Raw genomic sequence first — 22,700 nt, 5'->3', positions numbered from 1 at the left:
AGCTGTAGTAGAAGAATCTAACCAGCAGTTACAGCAATCTCGCTCGGACTTAGAAAACTCACAAGCTCAATTGCTTAATCAACAAGAAGAAAAAAATCAACTATTAAGTTTGTTAGAGCAGTCACAAACTCAACTCCGCCAAACTGAAGCTGTAGTAGAAGAATCTAACCAGCAGTTACAGCAATCTCGCTCGGACTTAGAAAACTCACAAGCTCAATTGCTTAGTCAACAAGAAGAAAACAATCAACTATTAAGTTTGTTAGAGCAGTCACAAACTCAACTGCGCCAAACTGAAACCATCTTGGTAGAGTATCAAACACAATTACAAAAAACTCAAGAGGAATTGGCTGAATATAAACAGTTAACGGAAACAAAAGAGGAGTTATTAAATAAGTCAACTACTTATATAGACGAACTAAAAAAACTTGTGGAGAACCTTCATGAGAGAGTGCAAGTAAAAGAAACTATGTTAAGTCAATTTCACCAACAAATCGCAGCGTTGCATGCGGAAAAACAGCACTTAAAAGAAAAACTAAATTCCCAACAAGCTGAATCAACGAATATGACCTTCAATTTGGCAAAACTAGAGTCTCAATTGCACCAAAAACAGTCTGAAGTTGACCAAAATCAAAAACAATTATATAGATTACGATTCGAGCGTTTCTTAGCTAGCGATAATACCAACTCACCTAAGCAAACACAATATAGACTGCTAGTTTGGGAGGCATGGTATGCCTATCAGCATGGTGATTATCGCCAAATGGTTAAATTATTACAACAATCCCTCCAACATACACCATTATCCCGGACTGAGACTATGGTTAACTGGCTGGAAAGTTTTGCCAACTTTTCGTCAGAGAATGGCTCTGGGTTTGATTCGAGCCAATTGCTAGGAATGTCAGAATGGCAGCAGTTGACTCGTCAATCCATCCTATCCAAGGTAAGGTAAAATAGCTCAAAAGGGAGAACACCGTTCACCCCTGCATCGTGATTGGGTTCTCAAGCCCATATTTGGCACATCGGCGAAAGTATTGATAGTCTAGACTGTATTATTGTTCACAAACATACCCATTAGGAGAATAGTCCCATGAGTTTAAACATTAGAGATCGCATTGCTCAACAATATATATCCGGAGATGGCATAGAGGTGGGGGCGTTACACGGGCCACTACCTGTTCCCCAAACAGCCAGAGTCCGTTATTTGGACAGACTACCCGTATCGGAATTGAGAAGACATTATCCAGAATTAGCCCAACACCAATTAGTTGATGTTGATATTATTGATGATGGCGAAACCTTGTCTTCTATTGCTGATGGTAGCTTAGATTTTGTTATTGCCAATCATACGATCGAGCATTGTCAAAATCCCATCGGCACAATTAAACAAAATTTGAGAGTGCTAAAATCAGGCGGCATTATTTATATGGCTGTACCTGATAAAAGATATACATTTGATCGCGATCGACCCTTGACTCCATTAGACCATCTAATTCGTGATTATACCGACGGCCCAGAGTGGTCAAAAAAAGGCCATTATGAAGAGTGGGTTAACCTAGTACAAAAAGCTCCTGAAAAGGAAGTGGAAGAACGGGTACAACATTTACTAGGGATAGATTATAGCATTCATTTTCATGTATGGGAACAAAGCAGTTTTATAGAATTATTGCTTTATTGCCAGCAAAAATTAAACTTGCCTTTTGATATTGAGTTGATCCAAAAAAATGAAGAAGAATTTATTTGTATTTTGAGAAAGTTAGAGGTATCCGTACCCAAACAGGAAATCTCACCTATCAAAGCATCTCAACCATCAGAAACAATAAAAACTTTCCCAAAACAGGAACCATGTCCTGAGTCATCTGAGTTGTCGTTGATCGAACGAGTGAAAAAACAACTGGATAATTCTCAACTATGGCTCCAAAGTGTATGTACTACTATAGAACAATCTAGGCGGCCCAATTCAGAAGAAATTTCCCAAAACCATAATTTATTTGATTACTGCTTTGATTCACCAAAACCTAGTGACCAAATTAATACCCGTGATATTCTGCTCTCATGTTGGATCGCCACTCTCAAAGAGAATTTGCTCGGACAACCAGCTTTTTGTAACGATTCTGGCACATTTATCAAGCTACTCAACACTACTCCACGTCCTGATGTGGTAGTAGCTTATCCAATTCACCATGTTGTCGGAGTCCACGATTACATATCCTTACCCGATGATGCAGCTAATACTACTTGGTATATTCAGTTTTTAGTTAATGCCAAAATATGTCGTATTCCTGTCGAATTAGATTTGACCAACTATACCAATCTAATATCTTTAGAATCTGCCCAAATTAATCAAACTACTGGTATCAGAATTGGTATGATCAGTGATTGTCCTGCTGGCTCCTACTGGTATCGAGTTTTACATCAAGCTGAGTTATTAAGAAATATGGGTTTTAGTGTTGATACCTTCCCACCTGATGTATTTCCCTACGAAGATATCTTGAAAAATCAATACAACATAGTAATTGCCCACAGACAGGCTCACACTAATGAATTTGAGCAATTTGTCTTAGCGGCTCGCCAAGGTGGAACTAAGGTGCTATATAGTACAGATGATTTAGTGTTCGATCCTTTCAAACTAGAACATAATGATGCTTATCGCAGTATGAGTATCGAAGAAAAGATTATGTACAAAGATGAAGTTAAGAGATGCAAGCAAGCTTTGTCTATATGTGATGGGGCGCTCGTCACTACAGAAAAGTTAGGCTCAGAGTTAATCAATTATCTGCCAAATAAACCCATCCTAGTTTCCCGTAACTTGATGAGTTATGAAATGGAAAAGTTAGCGATGCAGGCTCGTGTGATGGAAAAAATAGAAGATGGTTTCCTTCGCATCGCTTACTTTAGTGGGACAAAAACTCATCAGAAAGATTTTACCGAGTGCGGGAATGCCCTCTTAAAGATCATGTCAGAGTTTCCTCAAGTTCGTTTGATGATAGTAGGACTGTTGGATATTCCCGATAGTTTTGATCAATTTAAGCATCGAATTGATATCGAGCCTTACAGAGAATGGCAGGAACTACCTAAATTATACAGAAGAATCGACATTAACCTAGCACCATTAGAACAAAACAATGAATTTACAGAGTGCAAGAGTGAACTAAAATATTTTGAAGCCGGTATTATGTCAATACCAACTGTAGCGTCTGATGTGACTCCGTTTCAAGTGGCAATTCAACATGGTCAAAATGGCTACTTGTGCCGCACTACCGAAGACTGGACAAATGCGTTAAGGGAGTTAATACTTAAGCCAGAACTGAGAGAAACTATGGGTCAAAAAGCCTGGACAGATGTTCATCAAAAATATTTAGCCCGGGCTATACCCCCGGATGTTTTTCAATCTTGGCATGACTTCCTCAAACAATTTAATTTGTCGATGCTATAGATTGAACGTGGGGTAAAAAAAACTCCCCAATTAATAAATTTGGGGAGTTATTTCTTGGAAATTTGCTAGTGGCCAATTCAGGCATCTTTAACTTTTGATTATTTTTCTACTACGAACAGTTCTTGACCGCATAACTTACCAAATCTTTCACGAATTTTTAAACCATTTTGCTGGCACATAGAAATGAAATAGTTATCCTCAATATCTATTCTTCTTTCATTACCAGTAAACTGTTTCGTTAAATCTGTTTCATTATGAATACTGATAATTCCTACTCCACCGGGAATTAGACAACGGTAAATTTGCTTCAAGTAATTCATGCTATCCTCATACAGTAAATGAGTAAACAGAGAACCAGCAAATGCTATATTGATTGTGTTTGGAGCAACAGGAAAAATAAAATCAACTCCACGAATAGTCCCGTTAGGATTATACTCGTTAGAGTAAATATTAAAGTACAGAAAGCGTGCTTTGGGGTAGCGGGGAGAAATATAAGACTGACACCAATCAATATTGGGCTTGATAGGATCAAATCCTGTATATTCAAATATTAATTGGTTGGGAACTAACAATCGGGCGGTTCGGCCACAGCCACAACCGATATCAAGAACTCGAACAGGTTTGTCTATGTAAAGATTAATTACCTGTGTCCAAGCATCAGCCACAATTAAAAAGTTTTCTAAGCTGACTGCTCCTATAGAATTGTACAGGCTTGCGGGTGGGTAAGGTATTATATTGCCAAGGGTTTCAGAAATGGGGTGAACAGATTCTCCCTCCATTACTCCAATATGATCGACAGAATTATTCATAGAAATTGATTCTCCTTTGGTGGACTTTTCAGTATTTAACTAATTTTTTCGCGAGGCTACTATTTGCAATTATGCAACAACTCCAGTGATCTCAACAATAGGCCCCTAATCAAAAATAGAAAAAACTTCAGTAATGTCATTTAATTGCTTCCATATTCAAACTAACTGGATCGTGAGAACAATCGGGAAAATTAGTTAGATCAGTGGTTCCCGGTTGCCACATTCTTACTTCCTTGAAGTTAGCAACTTCTAATAGAAGATGCTCTAAACTAGCTTGATTGAAAATTGTTTTGTGATAGTTAAACTCATAGTCTTGTCCTCCCATCAATCGTCCTAGAATAGCCCCAATACAATTGCCATGGTCGTGATACATTTTGATAATTAAATCCAAATCGGGAACAGCTAGTCTGAGAATACCATCAACTTTTAAAACTCGATGCCATTCCTTTAATATGCGGGGAATCTCAATATGAGAAAAATGTTCCAGACAATGAGAAGCATAAATTAAATCAACACTTTCATCGGCAAAAATAGATAGATCATCAATAGCACGGACATAGTCTATATGTGGTGCTGGCCGTATATCAATATTGATAAATTCTGGGTGATCGAGATTACCGCAACCAAGGTGTAAATAAATGGACTCCCTTGAGATATTCATTTTCTCAGGGATGCTATCTGAATCAACTTGATAGCCATACACTTCAACTTCGTCTAAATGTAAGTAATTCCTATCTTGTAACTGCAACTTCACATATCTTGCTATGCGGTTGATTTCAACTATTAGGGGAGAACCAGTAATACCACCAAATGGCTTAGTTTGATTGTAGGTATAAACCTGTTCCCAATCAACCGCATCTACAGAAATTAGTACGGTTAATGTATTAGCCCTTTCGTAACCATAATCAAGACGATTATAAATCTTAACATCCTTAATTTGAAAATAGTCTTGTAAATCCACCTGCCACCAAGGCTGTCCCTCTATATCTGTATGAAATCCAAATTTACCATTCTTCACACCATTAACCCCACCGGGAGCATCATTCTCTTTTGAATCAGCATATACAGAACTTTGTGTAGCAGGTTTATTTAAGGCTATATTCACAAAAGCTGGTGATGGTATTAGTTCTATCATTTCTTTGGGATAAAATAACATAAATTTTCTTTGCTCATCAGAATTTGTCCATCCCTCAAACTCATATTCATTACTCCTCTGACTGGGAAAAATATAGAAAGGAAGACGAGCAAAAATGGTTTGATATGGTAATTCTTTAGCTATCTGAAACAACAGATTATTATGGGAATAATGCAGAAAGAAAGGGCAGTACAATTTTTGTAAATTGGGTGATATCATTGATAAGTTACCGAATGTTCCCTGTCCAATTACTAAATGCTTGGCACTGAGAATTGTGTTTACATCTTCTTCTAAAGAATTGGTTTGAACCCTCGCATTATATCTAATTAACAACTCATTAATACAAGGATTAAGTCGATCAGCCTCCGTGACAACTACAATATCTTGATAATTACCATATTCTATGATTTTTTGGTAGTAACTTAAAGGAGGTTGAACATAGAAAGGGTGTATATTAAAACCATCAAAAACATCCCCCGATCGAATATGTATAACCAAAGTTCTTTCACCAATACTTTTATCTTCAATATAGGGAAATAGATTGAAGATTGTGTTGTGTAAAATTTTCAGCATTTCGGAGGTGGTAATTTTTAGTTCGGGAACTGTAAAAAAACCACCCCTTATTTTAACCAGCCAAGAAGTTTGTTGAGAAGTGGAAAAGTCCATTTCTCCTTCATCTAATTTTAGGTAATAATGTCCAGGGTGAACGAGTTTGCCTTGATATTTTTGAGTTAAATAAATAGAATTTAAAATTTGAATTAGACTATTGCCCAGTCTGTAAAATTTATCTATCTCAAATGTGAAAGAAATATTTTCACTCCAGTTTAAGTCTCTCCAGTGGGAACTATTATGATCGCTGGAAAAGACTTCTATCTGATATCCCAATTTTTCCATTTCACTAAAATTTAATGATGGCTTGCTCATATCACTATTTTTCATAGACATTGATTCTCCTTGTAGGGGTGGGGTTTTCATTATTTTACTACTTACTTTTTTTTTAGCGAAGCTACTATTTTCACAACTTCTTGATAAATGATGTGCCAATCACAATCATAATTACAATAAAAAGTTTTGCCATCTGGCCCGACAACATCTTTTATATGCTCGCTAGAGATAAAAGTTGGCAATACCATGTTTTCTCTAACCTCTATCCACCAAGATTGCTGACCTAAGTGAGCCCGTTCCGAATGAGCCACACCAGGTTTATTAGCTATCCATGTCACCAAAGTTAATCCAGAGCCAACTACTGCTATATAGGTATCAATAGCGAAAGCCCAAATAATTGTCTCATGGATAGAACAATGCAAACCATTATACACTTTAACAGAAGCGGGAATCAAGTTAATTATTTTATCCATCAAATCTTGTTCTAGAGGAAGTCCGTCAAATAGCACTGCCATGTTGGGATAGTCTTTATAAATCTCCTTAATCAAACAAGCATATCCTTCGATTTGATTAATCCAGCCTTTGTTATGGCTGCGAAGATTAATCCAGATTAAGGGGAAGTGTTGTCTAGCGTTTTCTACCTCATCAAGAAAATCCGAAGTACATAATTTGCGTGCAGTTTTAGATATTCTATTTACCAGTTCTTCAGTAATGACTGTATTAGTTACTCTCACAGCCACACAGTTATCATCAATAATTCTTCTCATCACCTCATTTCGCTGCGAATCATTTAAAATTAAGGTGATTCTCTCTGGCGAAATTTCGGGGAAAATATCGCTAATGTTGCTATTTAGATAGCTATTTTCTACGAAAAAATGAGTCACCTTATCTATAACTTCATTCTCATGTAAGTAAAGCAAACCAGAAAGATCGTTCCAGAAGTAGTGACCTAAGTTAAGAATTGTGCCATTAATAGATACAACATTTTTTGAACGTTGATTCGAGATATAGTGATTTATTTCTGGCCAATACTCTACTTGAGTCGTTTTCAAAGCATTAATCTGTTGTTTATACAAAACGAAATCACGATTATTAGTTATCCAAATCTGGGATAAATTAACAATCAATTCATGTTTGGGAATATAAACGGCTAATTTCTGCCCATCCCAACCTCCTACTACTATATAAAAAACTAAATCCCCAACAAAACGATAAGCCCAAGTTGCTAAACCAAACCGAGATGACATAGAAACAATAGATTGATTAGACCTGAGTATTTTCCCTGTCACGGGGCAAACAGAGTAAATATAACCAGTTTCTACTAAACTTTTCTGAAAATCTGTAGTTTTATTTAAAGATGGCCAACAAAAATTATCCTTCTTTTCTACTTTTTTTGCTAGTTCAAATCTTGGTTCACATCCAAAACTATTAATGTATATTTCTTCAAGAAACGGGGTATCTTCGTTGATTAGTTTGAGATTCGGCAGAGATAATCCTTGGGTTTCTAATAAGTTTATATCGGATGCCGTCAAGCTGTATAAATCCAGGCAAGTATATTTACTATTATGGGTAAAGTATTCATAAGCTGCATCCCGACTTGTTTTTTGAGAATAAATTGAGTTTGTTTCATCTACTAAAGGTCCTAACTCGTTTAATCCCTGCCATATTCTTTCATAGATATCGCCCTGTCTCAACTGTTTATTGGGTGCTTTTTCAAAACACACTAAAGCTGCATCCATCAGTTTTTCTTCAGCTAAAAGTATGCCTAGATGATAATAAGATCCTGCATATTCAGGTTGGTTATGCAAAGCTTCGTGGTAACAGTTCAAAACTGCCTCTAATCCAAATTGTTTGACCATTAACAATCCCAACTTGGCATGAGACTCGGCCTGATATGACTCATTCTGTAAAAATAGCTGATAACACTCTATAATCTTATTTGAATTAGTATTTAAACCTCGCTCAATTGCCGAACGATAGGCTATCATAGCCCCACTAAAGTTTTTTCTATTTTGCAGAATTTCCCCTAAATCCAAATAATAAGCATTAGTCAAATTGCCCCTTGATTCGTTAAGTAAAGTCAACCTAATTTGCTTGACAGTAAAAGCTACACCTACTGCCTCAAATCTAAATTCCGTACCATTAGCACCATTTAACTCTACGAATAGTTCCAGTTTGTCCTGGTTGATACTCACATCAGTTTTATACCAAACACGCTTACCTAACTCTGTTACTATATCAAATTTAAAGCCTAGCTGATTATCCGTTGAGATGTCGTGATGAGTTTCATTAGCCGGAAACGAAAAATCAACCTTGACCCAGTAAAACCCATCGACCAAATTGATGTAAGGTCCATAAAAAACAAAACCTTTATTACTTGACTCGCTAGTTATCTGGGTAGCTGATTCTTTTGTGACTGTTGTTGTCGATATTATCCCTAATTGATCGGCCGTAATGACGCGAGAATTTAAACTCGCCAAATCATCTAAAAAATCCCATTTGTCAACCTTAGCCCAATCGGGATTAATCGTAAGTGCCTGACGATAGGTAGAAATTGCGTTGGTAAGATTGCCCTTTTGAATTAGTATTTTGACTAAATTATGATAGTCTTCATAGGCATGGGAATTAATTTCAACGGCACGGCCATAGGCCACTACTGCTTCATCTAAATGCTGTTGTTGAGAGCAAGCTACAGCCATGCTGTGGTTAAATAAATAACTCGTCTGATCTAGTTCTACAGCGCGCTGATAATGGATGATGGCGGATTCCCATTCTTGTTTCTCGCTCAGAGCCTTACCTAAGTTATGATGAGACCAAGGGGAATCTGGGTTTATCTTAATTGCACAATTGTACGCATCTATAGCATCATCCCATTGATGTATTTGAGCAAAAGCTTCGCCTAAGTGATGGTAAGACCACAAAAAATCTATACCTAATTCAATAGCATACTGATAATGAGTGATCGCTTCTTCCCATTGCTGTTTTTTGCGAAGAGCATCTGCTAAATTATTATGAGACCAAGCCAGAAAATCATGTTTGAAATCTATAGCATAATGGTATGAAGCAATAGCCTCATCTGTTTGGTCAAGCTTGGTGTAAATATCTCCTAACTTATGGTAGATTGGGGCTATAATGGCATTAGTCTTTTTAACTACCTGGTCGTAACAATCTAATGCGGGCGTAAATTTCTCTTGCTCAAATAAGTTATTTCCTAAATCTATTAACTCCGATAATTCTAATAACTTTTGTACCTCTTTGGATGAAGTAGCTTGTTGTAAGTCACCAGTCCCTAAACTCTCTACTTCGCTTGACTCTGTTGATAATTTGTCTTGATTTACGTTTGCTTGACTCATTAATTCACCTCTCAAAAAATCCCCAGTTAACTTTTGTGCTTGGCATCAAATATCTCTGAATGTTTTATAGAGAACTGCTAATTGCCTTAATCCATAAATCACAGAGGCGAACATCTAAATCACCAAGAAAATTGTGCTGACGCAAGAAGGAATACAATTCTGACATTAAACCTCCAGGGGATATTGTATCAGAGTTAAAAGTTTCCAACAAGTTAATTAAATCATTTACTTGAGTGTAAAGAGGTATTTCATCTTTAAAATCTTTTAACAAGTTATGCTCATTTCTTTGCTGATAAACTGAAGGGGATAGAAATAACACAGATGAATCCATACACCACAATAATTTTTGTGCAATGTAACTTCTCCAAATATCAGTAACACGACTATGAACACTTATAGGCAAAAGCATTAAGGGAAAAGCCTCTTTATAAAACAGAGTATTTTGAGTATTGAAAGGACTATAACATCCTGAACCAAGGGCTAGTTTTTTGTCGGAGTCAAATATGACATCTCCTTGGGCAGTAGTCAATCTATATATAGCATCTACATCTGGGTCTAAATCAGCGAGTCCTTGTTGAAGATAGCAAGTGACTTCTTTTTTCACTATTTGCTCTTCCGACACTAAATTCCCCACTTTATCAAGAGGTATGCCACGAGGCCAGATTTTTTTTTCGGTAAAATAAGAATAGACATTAACTGTATCCTTAACTTCAAGCACAGAAGTGTTAATTTGAGGTGGCAAAAAATTAGGATATTTGTCATCGTAAGGAATATTGTCATCGTCTGATTCAGCTATCGCTTCCGCGCCTTTCTGGATGGCATATAAATATCCTAAATTCTTACGAGCATAATGATTTAATGGAACCAAAGATGCCAATTCACCAAAAAGTTCTTGTTGTTTTTCTAGGTTCAAGTAGTCAACTCCTGGTAAATCAAATGTCGGAGGACTTTTTTGATCGCCAACCACTACGATCCTCCACCCTAATTCTAGGAGTAGGTCTCTGTATTTGAACAGGGCTGGTGTTGGAGATTGAATCGTTGTTATGACTAAAAAATTCATGGAAGTTATTTGGGGTTTTACTTAGTTTAGTTGTCGAATACTCTCAGATATAGGATAACTGGAGTCTTTGGGGTGAGACGAGATCATATATAATAATCATCAGACTAATGATAGTCTTTTGTGAATCTTAATGTCAAGCTTATTTCCCAAAAATGTTATTTTTTTAGTATTACCCCCCTCTGGAAAGTATAAAATTAGAAACTATCCATTTTGCCTTTAAATAAGCCATAAATATTGACCCCTTAAATCTAGCTTGATCGTTGTTGGTTCCTTGATAATCTTCAACTGGAACTGCCATAATTTTTTTATACTCTTTCTGATATTCTTGAGTCATACTTTCGTAAGAGACTAGGGGATAATTATCAAGACTAGATTTAATATTATTTAGTTCCACAGGGTTCTGAGCTAAGAAAATTAAAATTTCCAGTAGGTCTTCAGCAGAACAAGAGTTGCTAACCCATCCTACGCCATACTTTTTAACCCTTTCAGCATTGGCACCTAAAGGAGTGGTAATAACAGGGATTCCCAGTGACAGAACTTCATCTAATACCAAACTATAAGTTTCAGCCCAAATCACGGGAAGCATAACAACATCAACATTTTTCAATAATTTTGGTAAATCTTGGCGAGAATAAGCATCATATATTTTAGTATTTTGCCTAATCAAAGACATCAGATAGTCATCAATTTGCGAGTTATCTATTGGGCCATAAAATTCAAAAGAAAACAGTTCCTTTATCTGTGGATTCGCCCAAACTTTTTGCAATAAGTTAATAACCACATTCAATCCTTTAATGAGGTGCATTGTACCAACAAAAGCTACTCTAATAGGGGGACTGTGACGAGGGGAATGATGACCATTTTCTTGGCTAATCTTTAACTTGTCTAGTTGAGATTGTGGCTGAACTCCGTGACGAATAACTTGGATTTTGTTGCTGAGTTGTGGATATTCTCTAATCATATAAGATTTAGCCGTATCTGAAGGAGAAATAATTGCAGATGCTCCCAACATTAATTCTAGACAAAGACTAGACCATTCCTGCTTGATATTTTCTCCTTCATTAAATAAAGAATGAATACATTTTTGACAATAAGATTCACTTTTATATTCAAAACAAAAAGATTTATGTAAGTCCAAAAGATTATGACTAGGACAAATAAAGTAATAGTCATGGGTAGAAATAATGTAGGGAATTTTTAAACTTTTCAACCCAAATGCAAGATCGACTATCGGTAAATTAATCAAATGGTGAATGTGAATTATTTGAGGTTCAAAATAATTCATTAAGGCGATAAATAATTCTGATAAGCTTTGTTCAGCCAAAAAGGGACGACTAGAGAGAGATTGACAAGGAAACTCAAATCTAAATTCTTCATCTTGGAAAAAAATATTGAACATGACTGTGGATCTGGCAGTACCATAAAAGGTATAAACTGGTCGATTTTGCTTGATTATTGCAACTAACTCAGAACAGTGATATTCAGTCCCTCCCAAGTTATGATTAAGAGGTAGTTCCGTATCATTATGTAGTATAAAACAGATCGGCGATAAACGTTTAAGCTCCGACAACCGAAGATGGAGTTGAATATTGCTAATAATATCTTGAACAGCCTTGTTTTCGATAAAAGCAGCAACGTTGCCTAAATAGGTTGGATGTAGCTGGGCAAGCTGTTGTAAATTGTTATTGATAATGTTTTGTTTTTCTGGACCAAAAGACTTACCTCCTGCATGATAAACAAAAGTAGCGTCATCAATAATATGAATATATCCCGCTACAGTAGCACGACAACACAAATCATTTTCTTCTCCATATCCTTTGCCAAAATGAACATCATCAAAATAACCAACTTGATCTAATACTTCTCGCTTAATGTACATACAAAATCCTACACCAGTAGGAATGGTAGGATAACATTTGTAAGAAATATTATCTATCAATTCCGCAAAACTCTCAATAGTGTGATCTGCCGGTATCTCATTTTCTTCTAGCCAAACTGGTACTGAACAGATCGTGCCATTATTAGTCAAAGGTGTCACTGTGGCAACTTTAGCATCTGAATAAGCAGCCGCGATCATCTTATTGAGCCAATTATTAGTAACTACAGTGTCACTATTAAGTAAAACAACATCCTCTCCTGCGGTTGCTTGAAAAGCGAGATTGCAACTCTTGACAAAACCTAAATTCTCTTGATTTCTAATTAACCGGACATGAGAATATCTAGCGGCTATTTGCTGCGTCAATTCTCTGACTCTTGTATCTGGACTAGCATCATCAATCAAGAGAACATTATACTGACTACTGGTGTGCTTAAATAAAGAATCTAAACACCTTTTAGTATATTCATAAGCATTGAAAATTGGGACTATGACAGTTAACTTGAGGTAAGATGGAGCCGATTTTAAATTAAGTAATCTTTGTAAGTTCGATCCATCCTTTAGTGCAGAACCTAAATTACGCTGAACCCAGTCTGTATGTTGCAGATCGGGATGAAGTTGAAATGCTCTGATGTAGCAAATAATCGCCTCTCTCCATTGTCCAAATTTCACCGAAGATTCTGCTCGTTCATATATTGATGTATACGAATCTAATAGCAAACTTTCAATGGGGGAATTGGCTGGAGGAGAGGCAATGGCGTTACTTACCCCCTTTTTTTTTTCCACTACCTCTTCTAACAGCGCAGAAATAGCCTTGTCATCAGGCCGAATCTGCAACGCCATCTGATAAAAGACGATCGCCCCATCAGCCCAACCCTTCCTTCCCAAAGCATTAGCCAACTCAACATAAAGGTCAGCATCATTCGGCGCAATCTCCAGGGCCTTGTGATACAACTGCACGTCATCACGATTATCCTGAATCGCCCGCCGATACAAACGCATCGCCTCCTGCAAATCCCACTGCGATCGCATCCTCAAAGCATCAGCCAACTTTTGCGAAAGCCACGGCAAATCCGCCTGAATTTCCGCAGCGCGGCGGTAAGCGGCGATCGACTCATCCCACCGTTCCAGGTTCTCAAAAGCCGTTCCCATGTTGTAATAAGTCCACGGAAAATCAGGATTCAACTCGGCCGCGCGTCGGTAAACATCGATCGCCTCCTCCCACCTTTCCATTTCTAGCAACACGTCGCCTAATTTGCTCTGCGACCAGAAGAAATTTGGATTAACTTCGTTAGCACGCCGGTACGCAACAACTGCCTCATCCCAACGTTCCAAATTCACCAGCGCTTCTGCTAAATTGTTGTGCGCCCAAAAATGGTCGGGATTGAGTTCGATCGACCTTTGGTAAGCCGAAATTGCCTCCTCCCACCTTCCCAGTTTAATCAGCGCGTCTGCTAAATAGTTGTGCGACCAACTGAAATCAGGATTTAACTCTGTTGCTTTCCGGTAAGACTCTACAGCTTCTTCCCACCGTTCCAGCTTCAGCAACACATCGGCTAAATTGTTGTGAGACCAGCTAAAATCAGGATTTAATTCGATCGCCTTGCGGTAAGCATTTACAGCTTCCTCCCAGCGTTCCAACTTGACCAGCGACTCAGCTAAATTGTTGTGCGACCAAGAAAGATCGGGATTGTTTCTAATGGCATTAGTGTAAGCATCTACCGCCGCTTCCCACTGTTCTTGCCCCTTAAGAATTTCGCCTAATTCGTGATAAGCTGCGCCCGCATTTGGATTCAACTCAACCGCGCGCCGGTAACACTCAATTCCCTTATCTACCTTACCTTGCTCGATCAAAGTTTTGGCTAAATTCTCGTGTTCCTCAGCCGTGCCGGATTTGGGGTCTATCGCAAAAGCCCGATACCAAGCCTCAGCCGCCTCCTCCGACTTGCCTAACTGCGTCAAAAGTTTCGCAAAATTGCGGAAAGCACCTGCAAAATCCGGTTTCAGCGCGATCGCCTTTTCGTAAGCAGAAACCGCTTGCTGCCACTGTTCCTGCTGCGCGCAAATGCTGCCGTAATTAGCGTAAGCTTCGGCAAAATTAGGGTTAATTTCTATTGCTTTGACATAGCAACTTTTAGCTTCCTCAATTTTGCCGCCAGCTTGCAGGGCGTTGCCCAGCATTTTGTAAAGCGGCGCTTCCGGCTTAATTTGTAGCGCCTTCTTGCAAGCTGCGATCGCCTGTTCCAATTTACCCTGAGCAAAATAGCCTTCTGCCAATATTTTGTATGCTTCTGGATCTTCTATATTAATTGTAGAATTAACTGCCTGCTGAACTGGCGGCTTAACTGCCTGCTGCACTGCCTGCTGCACTGGTGGCTTGACTGCGGTTACAGAAGGCTGTTGCTTAACTGCACCGTTTGTTCCATTTGCACCCGCCAAAGTTTCCTGTCCCTCGCTGCCGTTTCTCGCATTAGCTGCGTTCAGTTCAATAGCTTTGCGATAATATGCTGTCGCTTCCTCTAACTTGCCTTGTTTTTTGAGCGCTTCGCCCAAATTTTGGTAAGCAGTAGCCACATTAGGATTTAATTTTATGGCGCGATCGTAACAGGCGATCGCTTCGGGGAATTTTTCCTGCCGAAAAAAAGCGTCGCCCATATTCAAGTGTTCCCCCGGCGCTACTTTTTCCGGTTCCAAACTAAATGCTTGATACCAGCACTGCTGGGCTTCTTCCGCTTTTCCAATTTGTCCGAATACTTTGGCTAAATTCCGGTACACTCCCGCGAAATTCGGCTTAATCGCGATCGCCTTTTGATAAAATCCGATCGCCTCCTGCCATTTTTGCTGCTGCGCGCCCAGGCTGCCCAAATTCGCATATACTTCCGCAAAATTCGGTTCTATTTCAATCGCTTTAGCGTACCAGTGCCGCGCCTCTTCCATCCTGCCTTGAGCTTGCAGCGCGTTGCCCAAAGTCTTGTAAGCTGGTGCAAAATTGGGGTGAATCTTCAAAGCTTGCTCGCAGGAGGCGATCGCTTCTTCTATTTTTCCTTGGGATAAGTATGTTTCTCCCTGTTGGTTAAATTGAACCGCTGTTGATTCTGTATTCACTGTTGATGGCATATGGGCGGCGGCTCCAGAGGCAGGAATTAAATAGGGTAGTCAAAACGTTTCACAATTATACTCGCGTTTGACACTAAGAGTAGCGGGCTTGTTCCCCCAATTCTTAATTTTTTTGACTCTCGGTGCTGGCGAGGAACCGGAATTGTCGGCTGATTTTTTGATTTTACGGCTAAATATGTAAGAATCAGTACGGTTTCTGGCGGATTTGCGCGCCAGTCCAGACTTTTGTAGCTAAAGAGTCGATCGCCCGTGTTGTAAAGAAAAGTAAACACTGCCGGTTCTTGCTTGTAACTCACATCTTGCACCATTCTCAAGAACGGGCAAGATGCCCGTTCCACAAGAGATGAATTTTCTTGTGGAACAGGCATCTTGCCTGTTCCTAAACGGGCAAGATGCCCGTTCCACAAGAGATGAATTTTCTTGTGGAACAGGCATCTTGCCTGTTCCACAAGAAATTGAGAATAGTGCAACATCTCAGTTGTAAGATGCTTTCTTGTGGACGGGGCAAGGGAGATTGCACCCTTTTCTATAGGCTTTTTAGCGCCGGGCTAGGAGCCCAACCCCTACTCCCCACAAGAAAGTCATTCACTATTTGTGGAACAGGCATCTTGCCTGTTCATAAAAGGCTAATTGACAATGGTGCAAGATGTGCGATCGAACCCAAATTAGAATAGCCTTTTTAGCAAAAAACGATCGCCCTTTTGGGAGAAAGCGATCGCCCTTTTTTTGCAACCATTAGTTAACAACTATTAGCAATTACTAATTAAGCTGCTGCTGCGTCTGCTTCTGCGTCTTCGGCTTCAGAACCTGCTTGAATTCCCAGCACGCTAACAACCACCTGATCTGGTTCGCCGAGAGCTACCACTCCTGCAGGCAAAACTAATTCGTGAATGTGCAGCGCATCCCCAACCTTTAAATGAGAAATATCTACTTCAATTGCTTCAGGAATGCTGTCAGGTTTGCACTTAACTGCGAGTTGCGTCAGTACAGTATCCAAAATGCCGCCTTCTAACTTGACGCCGACGGGTTCGCCGACAAAATTCAGCGACACTTCAACTTCCAGACTGTCTTGAGTTGCGACGGAGAAAAAGCTCAGGTGGTAAGGATAGCCCTTCCAAGGATGAACTTGAACTTCCCGGAGCAAGGTTTTTCCGCTCCAAGAGAGGTCGGGAATGCTGAGGTCAATTAGGGTATTGTTGACTACGTGCTTTTTGAGCAGGTGTTCAACTGTTTTGGCTTTGATGGTAAGGGAAATGGATTCAGAGCCTTTGTGCCCGTAGAGGACGGCGGGAATCAATCCAGAGCGGCGGAGGGCGTTAGGTTTGCTGCCTTCTGCCCGCTTTTGACATTCTACTGCGAGTTCCATTTTCTGACTTTCTGTTGATTGTTTTCACATTTTACCAGACTTGTGATATTGCGATCGAACATTAATCAGACTCAGGTCAACGGTCACACTTTAACTAGCTTGTATGGTGCGTCAGTATTGAGTTTATGACAAAAAATTTAGGTCTTATCAACTGACGCACCCTACGAATTGAACCAGTTGCGTAAGTCCCGATTAAATTCGCTGAAGGTATTGATAATTTTCGTTTTCCACACACTTCAGCAATTCCAGCATTTTTCTGAGACGGTACGTTCCTGATTGATACTCTTCTTTTGAAGGGGAATCACCCAGCTTAGTAAGAACTGCATCGCTTTCACTGATGATTGCTTCGCTGAAAATTTTCTTGAACTGCTGGCGAATATCTTGATTTAATTCAACTAGAGGCAGAATTACATTTTCTTCATCTAGGTAAATTTGGGTTTCGACTGATTCGCCACCTATTTTTGAAAATGCTGATTTTGCTAACCATTCGTAAGTAGCTGCTGTTATTCTTACACTATCGGACGGTTCACCATTTGCTGAATAAAAACTGATGTCAAACATTGGGATTACTCCTGCTACTAAACATCGAGAAACTCGTTCAAACGACTCGCTGAAGATACTGATAATCTTCGTTTTCAACACATTTTAGCAAGTCCAGCAATTTCCTCAAACGGTAGGTTGCTGCTTGATATTCTTCTTTGAGAGGGGAATCTCCCAGCTTGGTGAGGACGGTATCGCTTTCGCAGATAATTGCATCTCGGAAAAAATTTCTGAGCTTCTGGCGAATATCTCGATCTAACTCAACTACAGGTAGCTTCTCCTCTTCTTCATGTATCAAAATATTTCTGGGAACTGATTTGCCAATTTTGGAAAATTCTGATTTTGCCAACCACTCGTAAACCTCTTCAGACATTTCGACATAGTGTGGTGACAGTTCGGTTTTGAAGGCATAAAAAATAAAATCTAACATTAGCTTTCCTCTTGACCTTCCTGATTTAACAACTTACTTTCGGGAAAATATTACAAGTCATTAGTGTCAACTTAAGGCTAAAATCTTTGATAAATCTCACTTTTATTGTAGTCTAGATCCCCCTCGCATACCCCCTACTCCCCATTAATAAGGGGACTAGGGGTTGACTTTGAGAAGAGTCTTGTCCCCCCCTTCGTAGGGGCGGTGCCCCCGTGCCCGCCCTTGGCGCCAGGGGGATCTAGATTTAATAGTCAAACAGCAGTCTCTGACTGGGTTTGACGTTAAGTTTAGACCAATGATTACGAGTGTGCTGCTACAGGCGTACCGTCAGCAGAGAGCAAAGCGCGTTTCGGGCCGTGAATCGGGTCTTCTACAATAATAGTTTGGTCGCGGCTGGCACCGAGAGAAACGATCGCGATCGGCACTTCCATCAAATCTGCCAAAAACTTCAGATAATTCAATGCTTGCGGCGGTAAATCTTCCAAATTCCGGCACTCTTCCGTAGACTGTTTCCAACCGGGAAGGGTTTCGTAAATAGGTTGGCACCGAGCAAATATCCGGGAACTTTTCGGGAAATCAACACATTTTTCGCCGTCAATTTCGTAAGCAACGCAAACTTTTATTTCTTCTAATTCATCCAACACATCTAGTTTGGTAATTGCCAGACAGTCAAGGCCGTTGATGCGGACTGCGTAGCGGCCGATTACTGCGTCGAACCAACCGCAGCGGCGTTTCCTACCGGTTGTCGTGCCGAATTCTGCACCTCTCTCGCCCAAAACTGCTCCTATTCCATCTACCATTTCGGTAGGGAAGGGGCCTTCGCCGACGCGGGTTGTATAAGCTTTTGCTACACCAATTACGCGATCGATCGCTGTTGGGCCGACTCCGGTTCCCACACAAGCACCGCCAGCGATGGGATTGCTGGAAGTAACGTAAGGATAAGTGCCGTGGTCTAAGTCTAATAAAGTGCCTTGCGCGCCTTCAAACAGAATATTTTTCCGCTTGTGAAGTCCCTCATAAATCTTCAGGGAACTATCAACTACGTGCGGCCGCAAACGTTCGGCATAAACTCGATATTCATCAATTACGTCTTGCGGATTTAAAGGCGGCAAATTGTAGAGTTTTTCGAGAAGGACATTTTTACAATTAATCGTCCATTCCAATTGTTCTTGCAACCCATCCAAGTCCATTAAATCGAGCATCCGAATGCCGGTACGTTCCGACTTGTCGGCGTAAGTAGGGCCGATGCCGCGTCCCGTCGTCCCGATTTTATAATTTCCCCGCTGCGTTTCCGATGCTACATCAATTAATCGATGATAGGGCATCGTTACGTGAGCCGTCTCCGAAATCATCAGGGAGGCTGTCGAAATATTCAGTGCCTCTAGCTGATCTAACTCTGCAATTAAAACTTTAGGGTCGATGACCGTGCCACAGCCGATAATACACTCTTTATCAGGGTAGAGAATCCCAGACGGAATTAAGTGCAGCTTGAAAGTCTGACCGTTGACTACCACGGTGTGACCCGCGTTGACGCCCCCTTGGTAGCGGACAACGATATCTGCGGATTTGCTGAGCAAATCGGTAATTTTGCCTTTTCCTTCATCGCCCCACTGGGCGCCGATTACAACTACGTTAGCCAAGGGTTTCTCGCGTTCTGTTCAGGTTGACACAATCTCCGATTATGTACGAATGCGTCCGAAATGTCAAATAAATTTTTGTTACAATTGAGAGACTTGAGGCTGTATTGCTCTCAAAAACCAACTTCCAGCCCTATCGGGGGACTGGGAAGGGAGAGTAGGAGAGGGGAAGAATGGGTGAGGATTTGACGAGTTTTTAGGGGAATCCCATGTGCAGCTTAAATGTGGAAGAGTTTACCGGCTGGAGGTTGTTGGCTAGTATTTGGGAAAACCCGGTTTCTGACCACTGATGCGTATAGGACTAAATTACAAATTCTTCAATCCTTCAATTCTTCAATCCTTCAATTCTTCAATCCTTCAATTCTTTCAATCTAAAATCTAAAATCTAAAATCTAAAATCGCATGACTTTACACGCTGAGTTGCACCGCCATCTGGGTGGTTCTGTCGTTCCTAGGGTGCTGTGGCGGTATTTCGATCGCCACAATGCTGAGATGGTTAATCGATTTCCGAAATACTCGGAGTTTGAGGAGTTTTACACTCGTCCGCGCAATACTCTCAATGAGTATTTGGAACTGCACACGCTGGTAGAAAGCGTTCAAACTGTTGAGACGTTGCCTTATTTCATCTATCGGTTGATGCGGGGCGCTTACGTGTTTGAAAATCTGGCTTATTTGGAGTTGCGCTATACGCCTTATTTGCGGACTCCAGAACATTTGAATCAGTCAGAACGCATTGATTTGATGGCAGAAATTGTACAGGTTGTGGGCAAGGCAAGTCAAATTAGCGATTGTCCGATTGTTACCAGCCAAATTTTGTGTATGCACTCGCGTTTGCCTTATGAAGTGAATCGGGCGATCGTAGATTTGGCGGCCGGGATGGGAGAATATGTTTGTGCGATCGATCTTGCTGGCGGCGATGATTGTATAGGCGATCGTTTGGATGAGTTTGTCGGATTGTACCAGTACGCGAGGTCGATCGGCATCAAAACTACCGGCCACCTCTACGAAACTACCTCTGGCTGTTATCCCGAACTTCTGCCCTATCTGATGCGTATCGGCCACGGGATTCAAATTCCGTTAAAATATCCCGAACTGCTGCCAGAAGTCGCGCGCAGGGGTCAATGCTTGGAGGTTTGCCCAACTACCTATCTCAAAACGGGGACGTTGCAGGATATGCGCGAATTGAAGGTTGTGTTCGATCGATGTTTTGAAGCTGGTGTCGATATTGCCATTTGTACCGACAACGCGGGATTGCACAACGTGCGGCTGCCTTTCGAGTACGAGAATTTGTTAACTTTGGATATCATTGATTTTCGGCAATTGCAAGCGTGTCAAGATGCAGCTTTCCGCCATGCTTTCGCCTGGCCCTACGGGGAGCGGCCTGTGAAAATGCTGACCGGTTTGTTGCAGCATGAGTCTGTCGGTGCGATCGTGAATTAAGATGCGATCGTGAATTAAGATGAGACGGCGGTTGAAACCGTGTCTACACAAAGGAAGTCCGCCTCCGCGGACTGAAGAAAATAAGGTAATTTCAACCGCCCTCCGATCTTCAACCCGCGTCGGCGGGTTTTGTTTGTATAGACGCGGTTTCAACCGCCGTTTGATCGGAACCGTATTGAGTTATATTTGGGAAGCAGAAGCATCAATATAAAAGGATAAAAAAACATGACAAATATGGACGCTTACTGGATGCCGTTCACCGCCAACCGACAATTTAAAGCGAATCCGCGAATATTGGTTTCGGCAAAAGATATGCACTTTACAAGCGATGATAACCGCTCAATTTTGGATGGTACTGCGGGGCTGTGGTGCGTCAATGCAGGGCACGCCCGCGAGACAATTGCCGAAGCAGTTAAACAGCAGGTTTTGCGTTTGGATTACTCTCCGGCTTTTCAGATGGGACATCCGGGTGCTTTTGAATTGGCGGAACGTTTGGTAAAGATGATTCCGGGCAATTTCGATCGCGTTTTCTTTACTAATTCGGGTTCGGAATCTGTAGAAACAGCGTTAAAAATTGCCATTGCTTATCACCGGGTAAAAGGTGAAGGAACTCGCCAACGATTAATCGGCAGGGAACGCGGCTATCACGGCGTTGGTTTTGGGGGAATTTCTGTCGGCGGTATCGGTACAAACCGCAAATTTTTTGGCAGTTTGCTAACGGGAGTCGATCATTTGCCTCACACTCACAATCTCGAACACAATGCTTTCAGCCGCAAACAACCGGAATGGGGAGCGCATTTGGCGGATGAATTGGAGCGGATTGTCGCTTTGCACGATGCGTCTAATATTGCAGCGGTAATTGTGGAACCGGTGGCTGGTTCTACAGGTGTTTTGATTCCGCCGAAAGGTTATTTGGAGCGACTGCGGGCGATTTGCGACAAATACGGAATCCTGCTAATTTTTGATGAGGTAATTACCGGATTCGGGCGGCTAGGCTCTAGTTTTGCTACGGAATATTTTGGGGTGGTTCCCGATATTGTGACGGCGGCGAAAGGGATAACTAACGGTACGGTGCCGATGGGGGCGGTGTTTGTGAAAGAAGGCATTTATGATGCTTTTATGAATGCTCCTGAAAATGCGATCGAGTTGTTTCACGGTTATACTTATTCTGGTCATCCTCTGGCTTGTGCGGCTGCTTTGGCGACGCTGGATATTTATGAGGAAGAAAGGTTATTTGAACGAGCCGATAAGATGGCTGGTTACTGGGAAGATGCGGTGCATTCTTTGAAGGGGGTGCGGCACGTAATTGATGTCCGCAATCTGGGACTGGTGGCGGGTATTGAGTTGGAATCTATTGCTGGGAAGCCGGGGAAACGGGCTTTTGATTGTTTCTTGCAGTGCTATGAAAAAGGGTTGCTAATTCGGACTACGGGTGATATTATTGCTTTGTCGCCACCGTTGATTATTGAGAAGGAACATATCGATCGCATTGTGGAAATTTTGACTGGGGTTTTGCAGGAGATGGAGTAGGATTAAAAGGAGATTTTGCACCATTCTCTCTTAACAGGCAAGATGCCTGTTCCACAAAATTAACAGGCAAGATGCCTGTTCCACAAAAT

At 40.8% G+C, this 22,700-nt stretch carries 13 protein-coding genes and 1 pseudogene; 4 read left to right on the top strand and 10 right to left on the bottom strand.

Translation table 11 applies throughout. The features are described 5' to 3' along the window. A pseudogene (locus tag QT990_RS03310) lies at nucleotides 1–949 on the top strand (hypothetical protein); the annotation flags it as partial. A 138-nt stretch (nucleotides 950–1,087) separates the two neighbouring features. After that, nucleotides 1,088–3,433 (top strand): glycosyltransferase, encoded by a 2,346-nt coding sequence (locus tag QT990_RS03305; protein WP_333464915.1) that lies wholly within the window; start codon nucleotides 1,088–1,090, stop codon nucleotides 3,431–3,433. Nucleotides 3,434–3,531: 98 nt separating this feature from the next. Here QT990_RS03305 and QT990_RS03300 read toward each other — a convergent pair whose 3' ends face one another. The 10 genes from QT990_RS03300 to QT990_RS03255 form a co-directional block, all read right to left on the bottom strand. Beyond that, complete coding sequence (locus tag QT990_RS03300) at nucleotides 3,532–4,242, bottom strand: class I SAM-dependent methyltransferase (RefSeq protein WP_333464914.1); 711 nt, start codon at nucleotides 4,240–4,242, stop codon at nucleotides 3,532–3,534. A 136-nt stretch (nucleotides 4,243–4,378) separates the two neighbouring features. Beyond that, nucleotides 4,379–6,352, bottom strand: a complete 1,974-nt coding sequence (locus QT990_RS03295; RefSeq protein ID WP_333464913.1) for a galactose-binding domain-containing protein — start codon at nucleotides 6,350–6,352, stop codon at nucleotides 4,379–4,381. Nucleotides 6,353–6,363: 11 nt separating this feature from the next. Beyond that, nucleotides 6,364–9,615: a tetratricopeptide repeat protein gene (locus tag QT990_RS03290; protein ID WP_333464912.1), complete on the bottom strand. Its 3,252-nt coding sequence runs from the start codon at nucleotides 9,613–9,615 to the stop codon at nucleotides 6,364–6,366. A gap of 64 nt (nucleotides 9,616–9,679) precedes the next feature. Then, a complete protein-coding gene (locus tag QT990_RS03285) occupies nucleotides 9,680–10,675 on the bottom strand; it encodes an STELLO glycosyltransferase family protein (RefSeq protein ID WP_333464911.1) in 996 nt (331 codons plus the stop codon). A gap of 169 nt (nucleotides 10,676–10,844) precedes the next feature. Further along, nucleotides 10,845–15,668 (bottom strand): tetratricopeptide repeat protein, encoded by a 4,824-nt coding sequence (locus QT990_RS03280; protein ID WP_333464910.1) that lies wholly within the window; start codon nucleotides 15,666–15,668, stop codon nucleotides 10,845–10,847. A gap of 26 nt (nucleotides 15,669–15,694) precedes the next feature. After that, nucleotides 15,695–16,036 (bottom strand): hypothetical protein, encoded by a 342-nt coding sequence (locus QT990_RS03275; protein ID WP_333144863.1) that lies wholly within the window; start codon nucleotides 16,034–16,036, stop codon nucleotides 15,695–15,697. Nucleotides 16,037–16,431: 395 nt separating this feature from the next. Continuing rightward, nucleotides 16,432–17,034 (bottom strand): 50S ribosomal protein L25/general stress protein Ctc, encoded by a 603-nt coding sequence (locus QT990_RS03270; protein WP_333144865.1) that lies wholly within the window; start codon nucleotides 17,032–17,034, stop codon nucleotides 16,432–16,434. 192 nt (nucleotides 17,035–17,226) lie between these two features. Next, nucleotides 17,227–17,595: a hypothetical protein gene (locus tag QT990_RS03265; protein WP_333057107.1), complete on the bottom strand. Its 369-nt coding sequence runs from the start codon at nucleotides 17,593–17,595 to the stop codon at nucleotides 17,227–17,229. Between the two features lie 37 nt (nucleotides 17,596–17,632). Beyond that, the gene (locus tag QT990_RS03260; protein WP_333464909.1) at nucleotides 17,633–18,004 is read right to left on the bottom strand and encodes a hypothetical protein; all 372 of its coding nucleotides are present in this window, start codon (nucleotides 18,002–18,004) and stop codon (nucleotides 17,633–17,635) included. Nucleotides 18,005–18,303: 299 nt separating this feature from the next. Continuing rightward, a complete protein-coding gene (locus QT990_RS03255; RefSeq protein WP_333464908.1) occupies nucleotides 18,304–19,644 on the bottom strand; it encodes an adenylosuccinate synthase in 1,341 nt (446 codons plus the stop codon). Nucleotides 19,645–20,043: 399 nt separating this feature from the next. On the opposite strand from QT990_RS03255, the gene QT990_RS03250 reads away from it, so the two are divergent. Together QT990_RS03250 and QT990_RS03245 are read left to right on the top strand one after the other, a co-directional pair. Then, the gene (locus QT990_RS03250) at nucleotides 20,044–21,081 is read left to right on the top strand and encodes an adenosine deaminase (protein ID WP_333144869.1); all 1,038 of its coding nucleotides are present in this window, start codon (nucleotides 20,044–20,046) and stop codon (nucleotides 21,079–21,081) included. Nucleotides 21,082–21,306: 225 nt separating this feature from the next. Next, nucleotides 21,307–22,611: an aspartate aminotransferase family protein gene (locus QT990_RS03245; RefSeq protein ID WP_333311058.1), complete on the top strand. Its 1,305-nt coding sequence runs from the start codon at nucleotides 21,307–21,309 to the stop codon at nucleotides 22,609–22,611. The last annotated feature ends 89 nt before the right edge of the window (nucleotides 22,612–22,700 follow it).

Source organism: Microcoleus sp. T3_B1 (assembly GCF_036700445.1).
Lineage (GTDB): Bacteria > Cyanobacteriota > Cyanobacteriia > Cyanobacteriales > Microcoleaceae > Microcoleus.
This window is presented reverse-complemented; position numbering and strand designations above follow the sequence as displayed.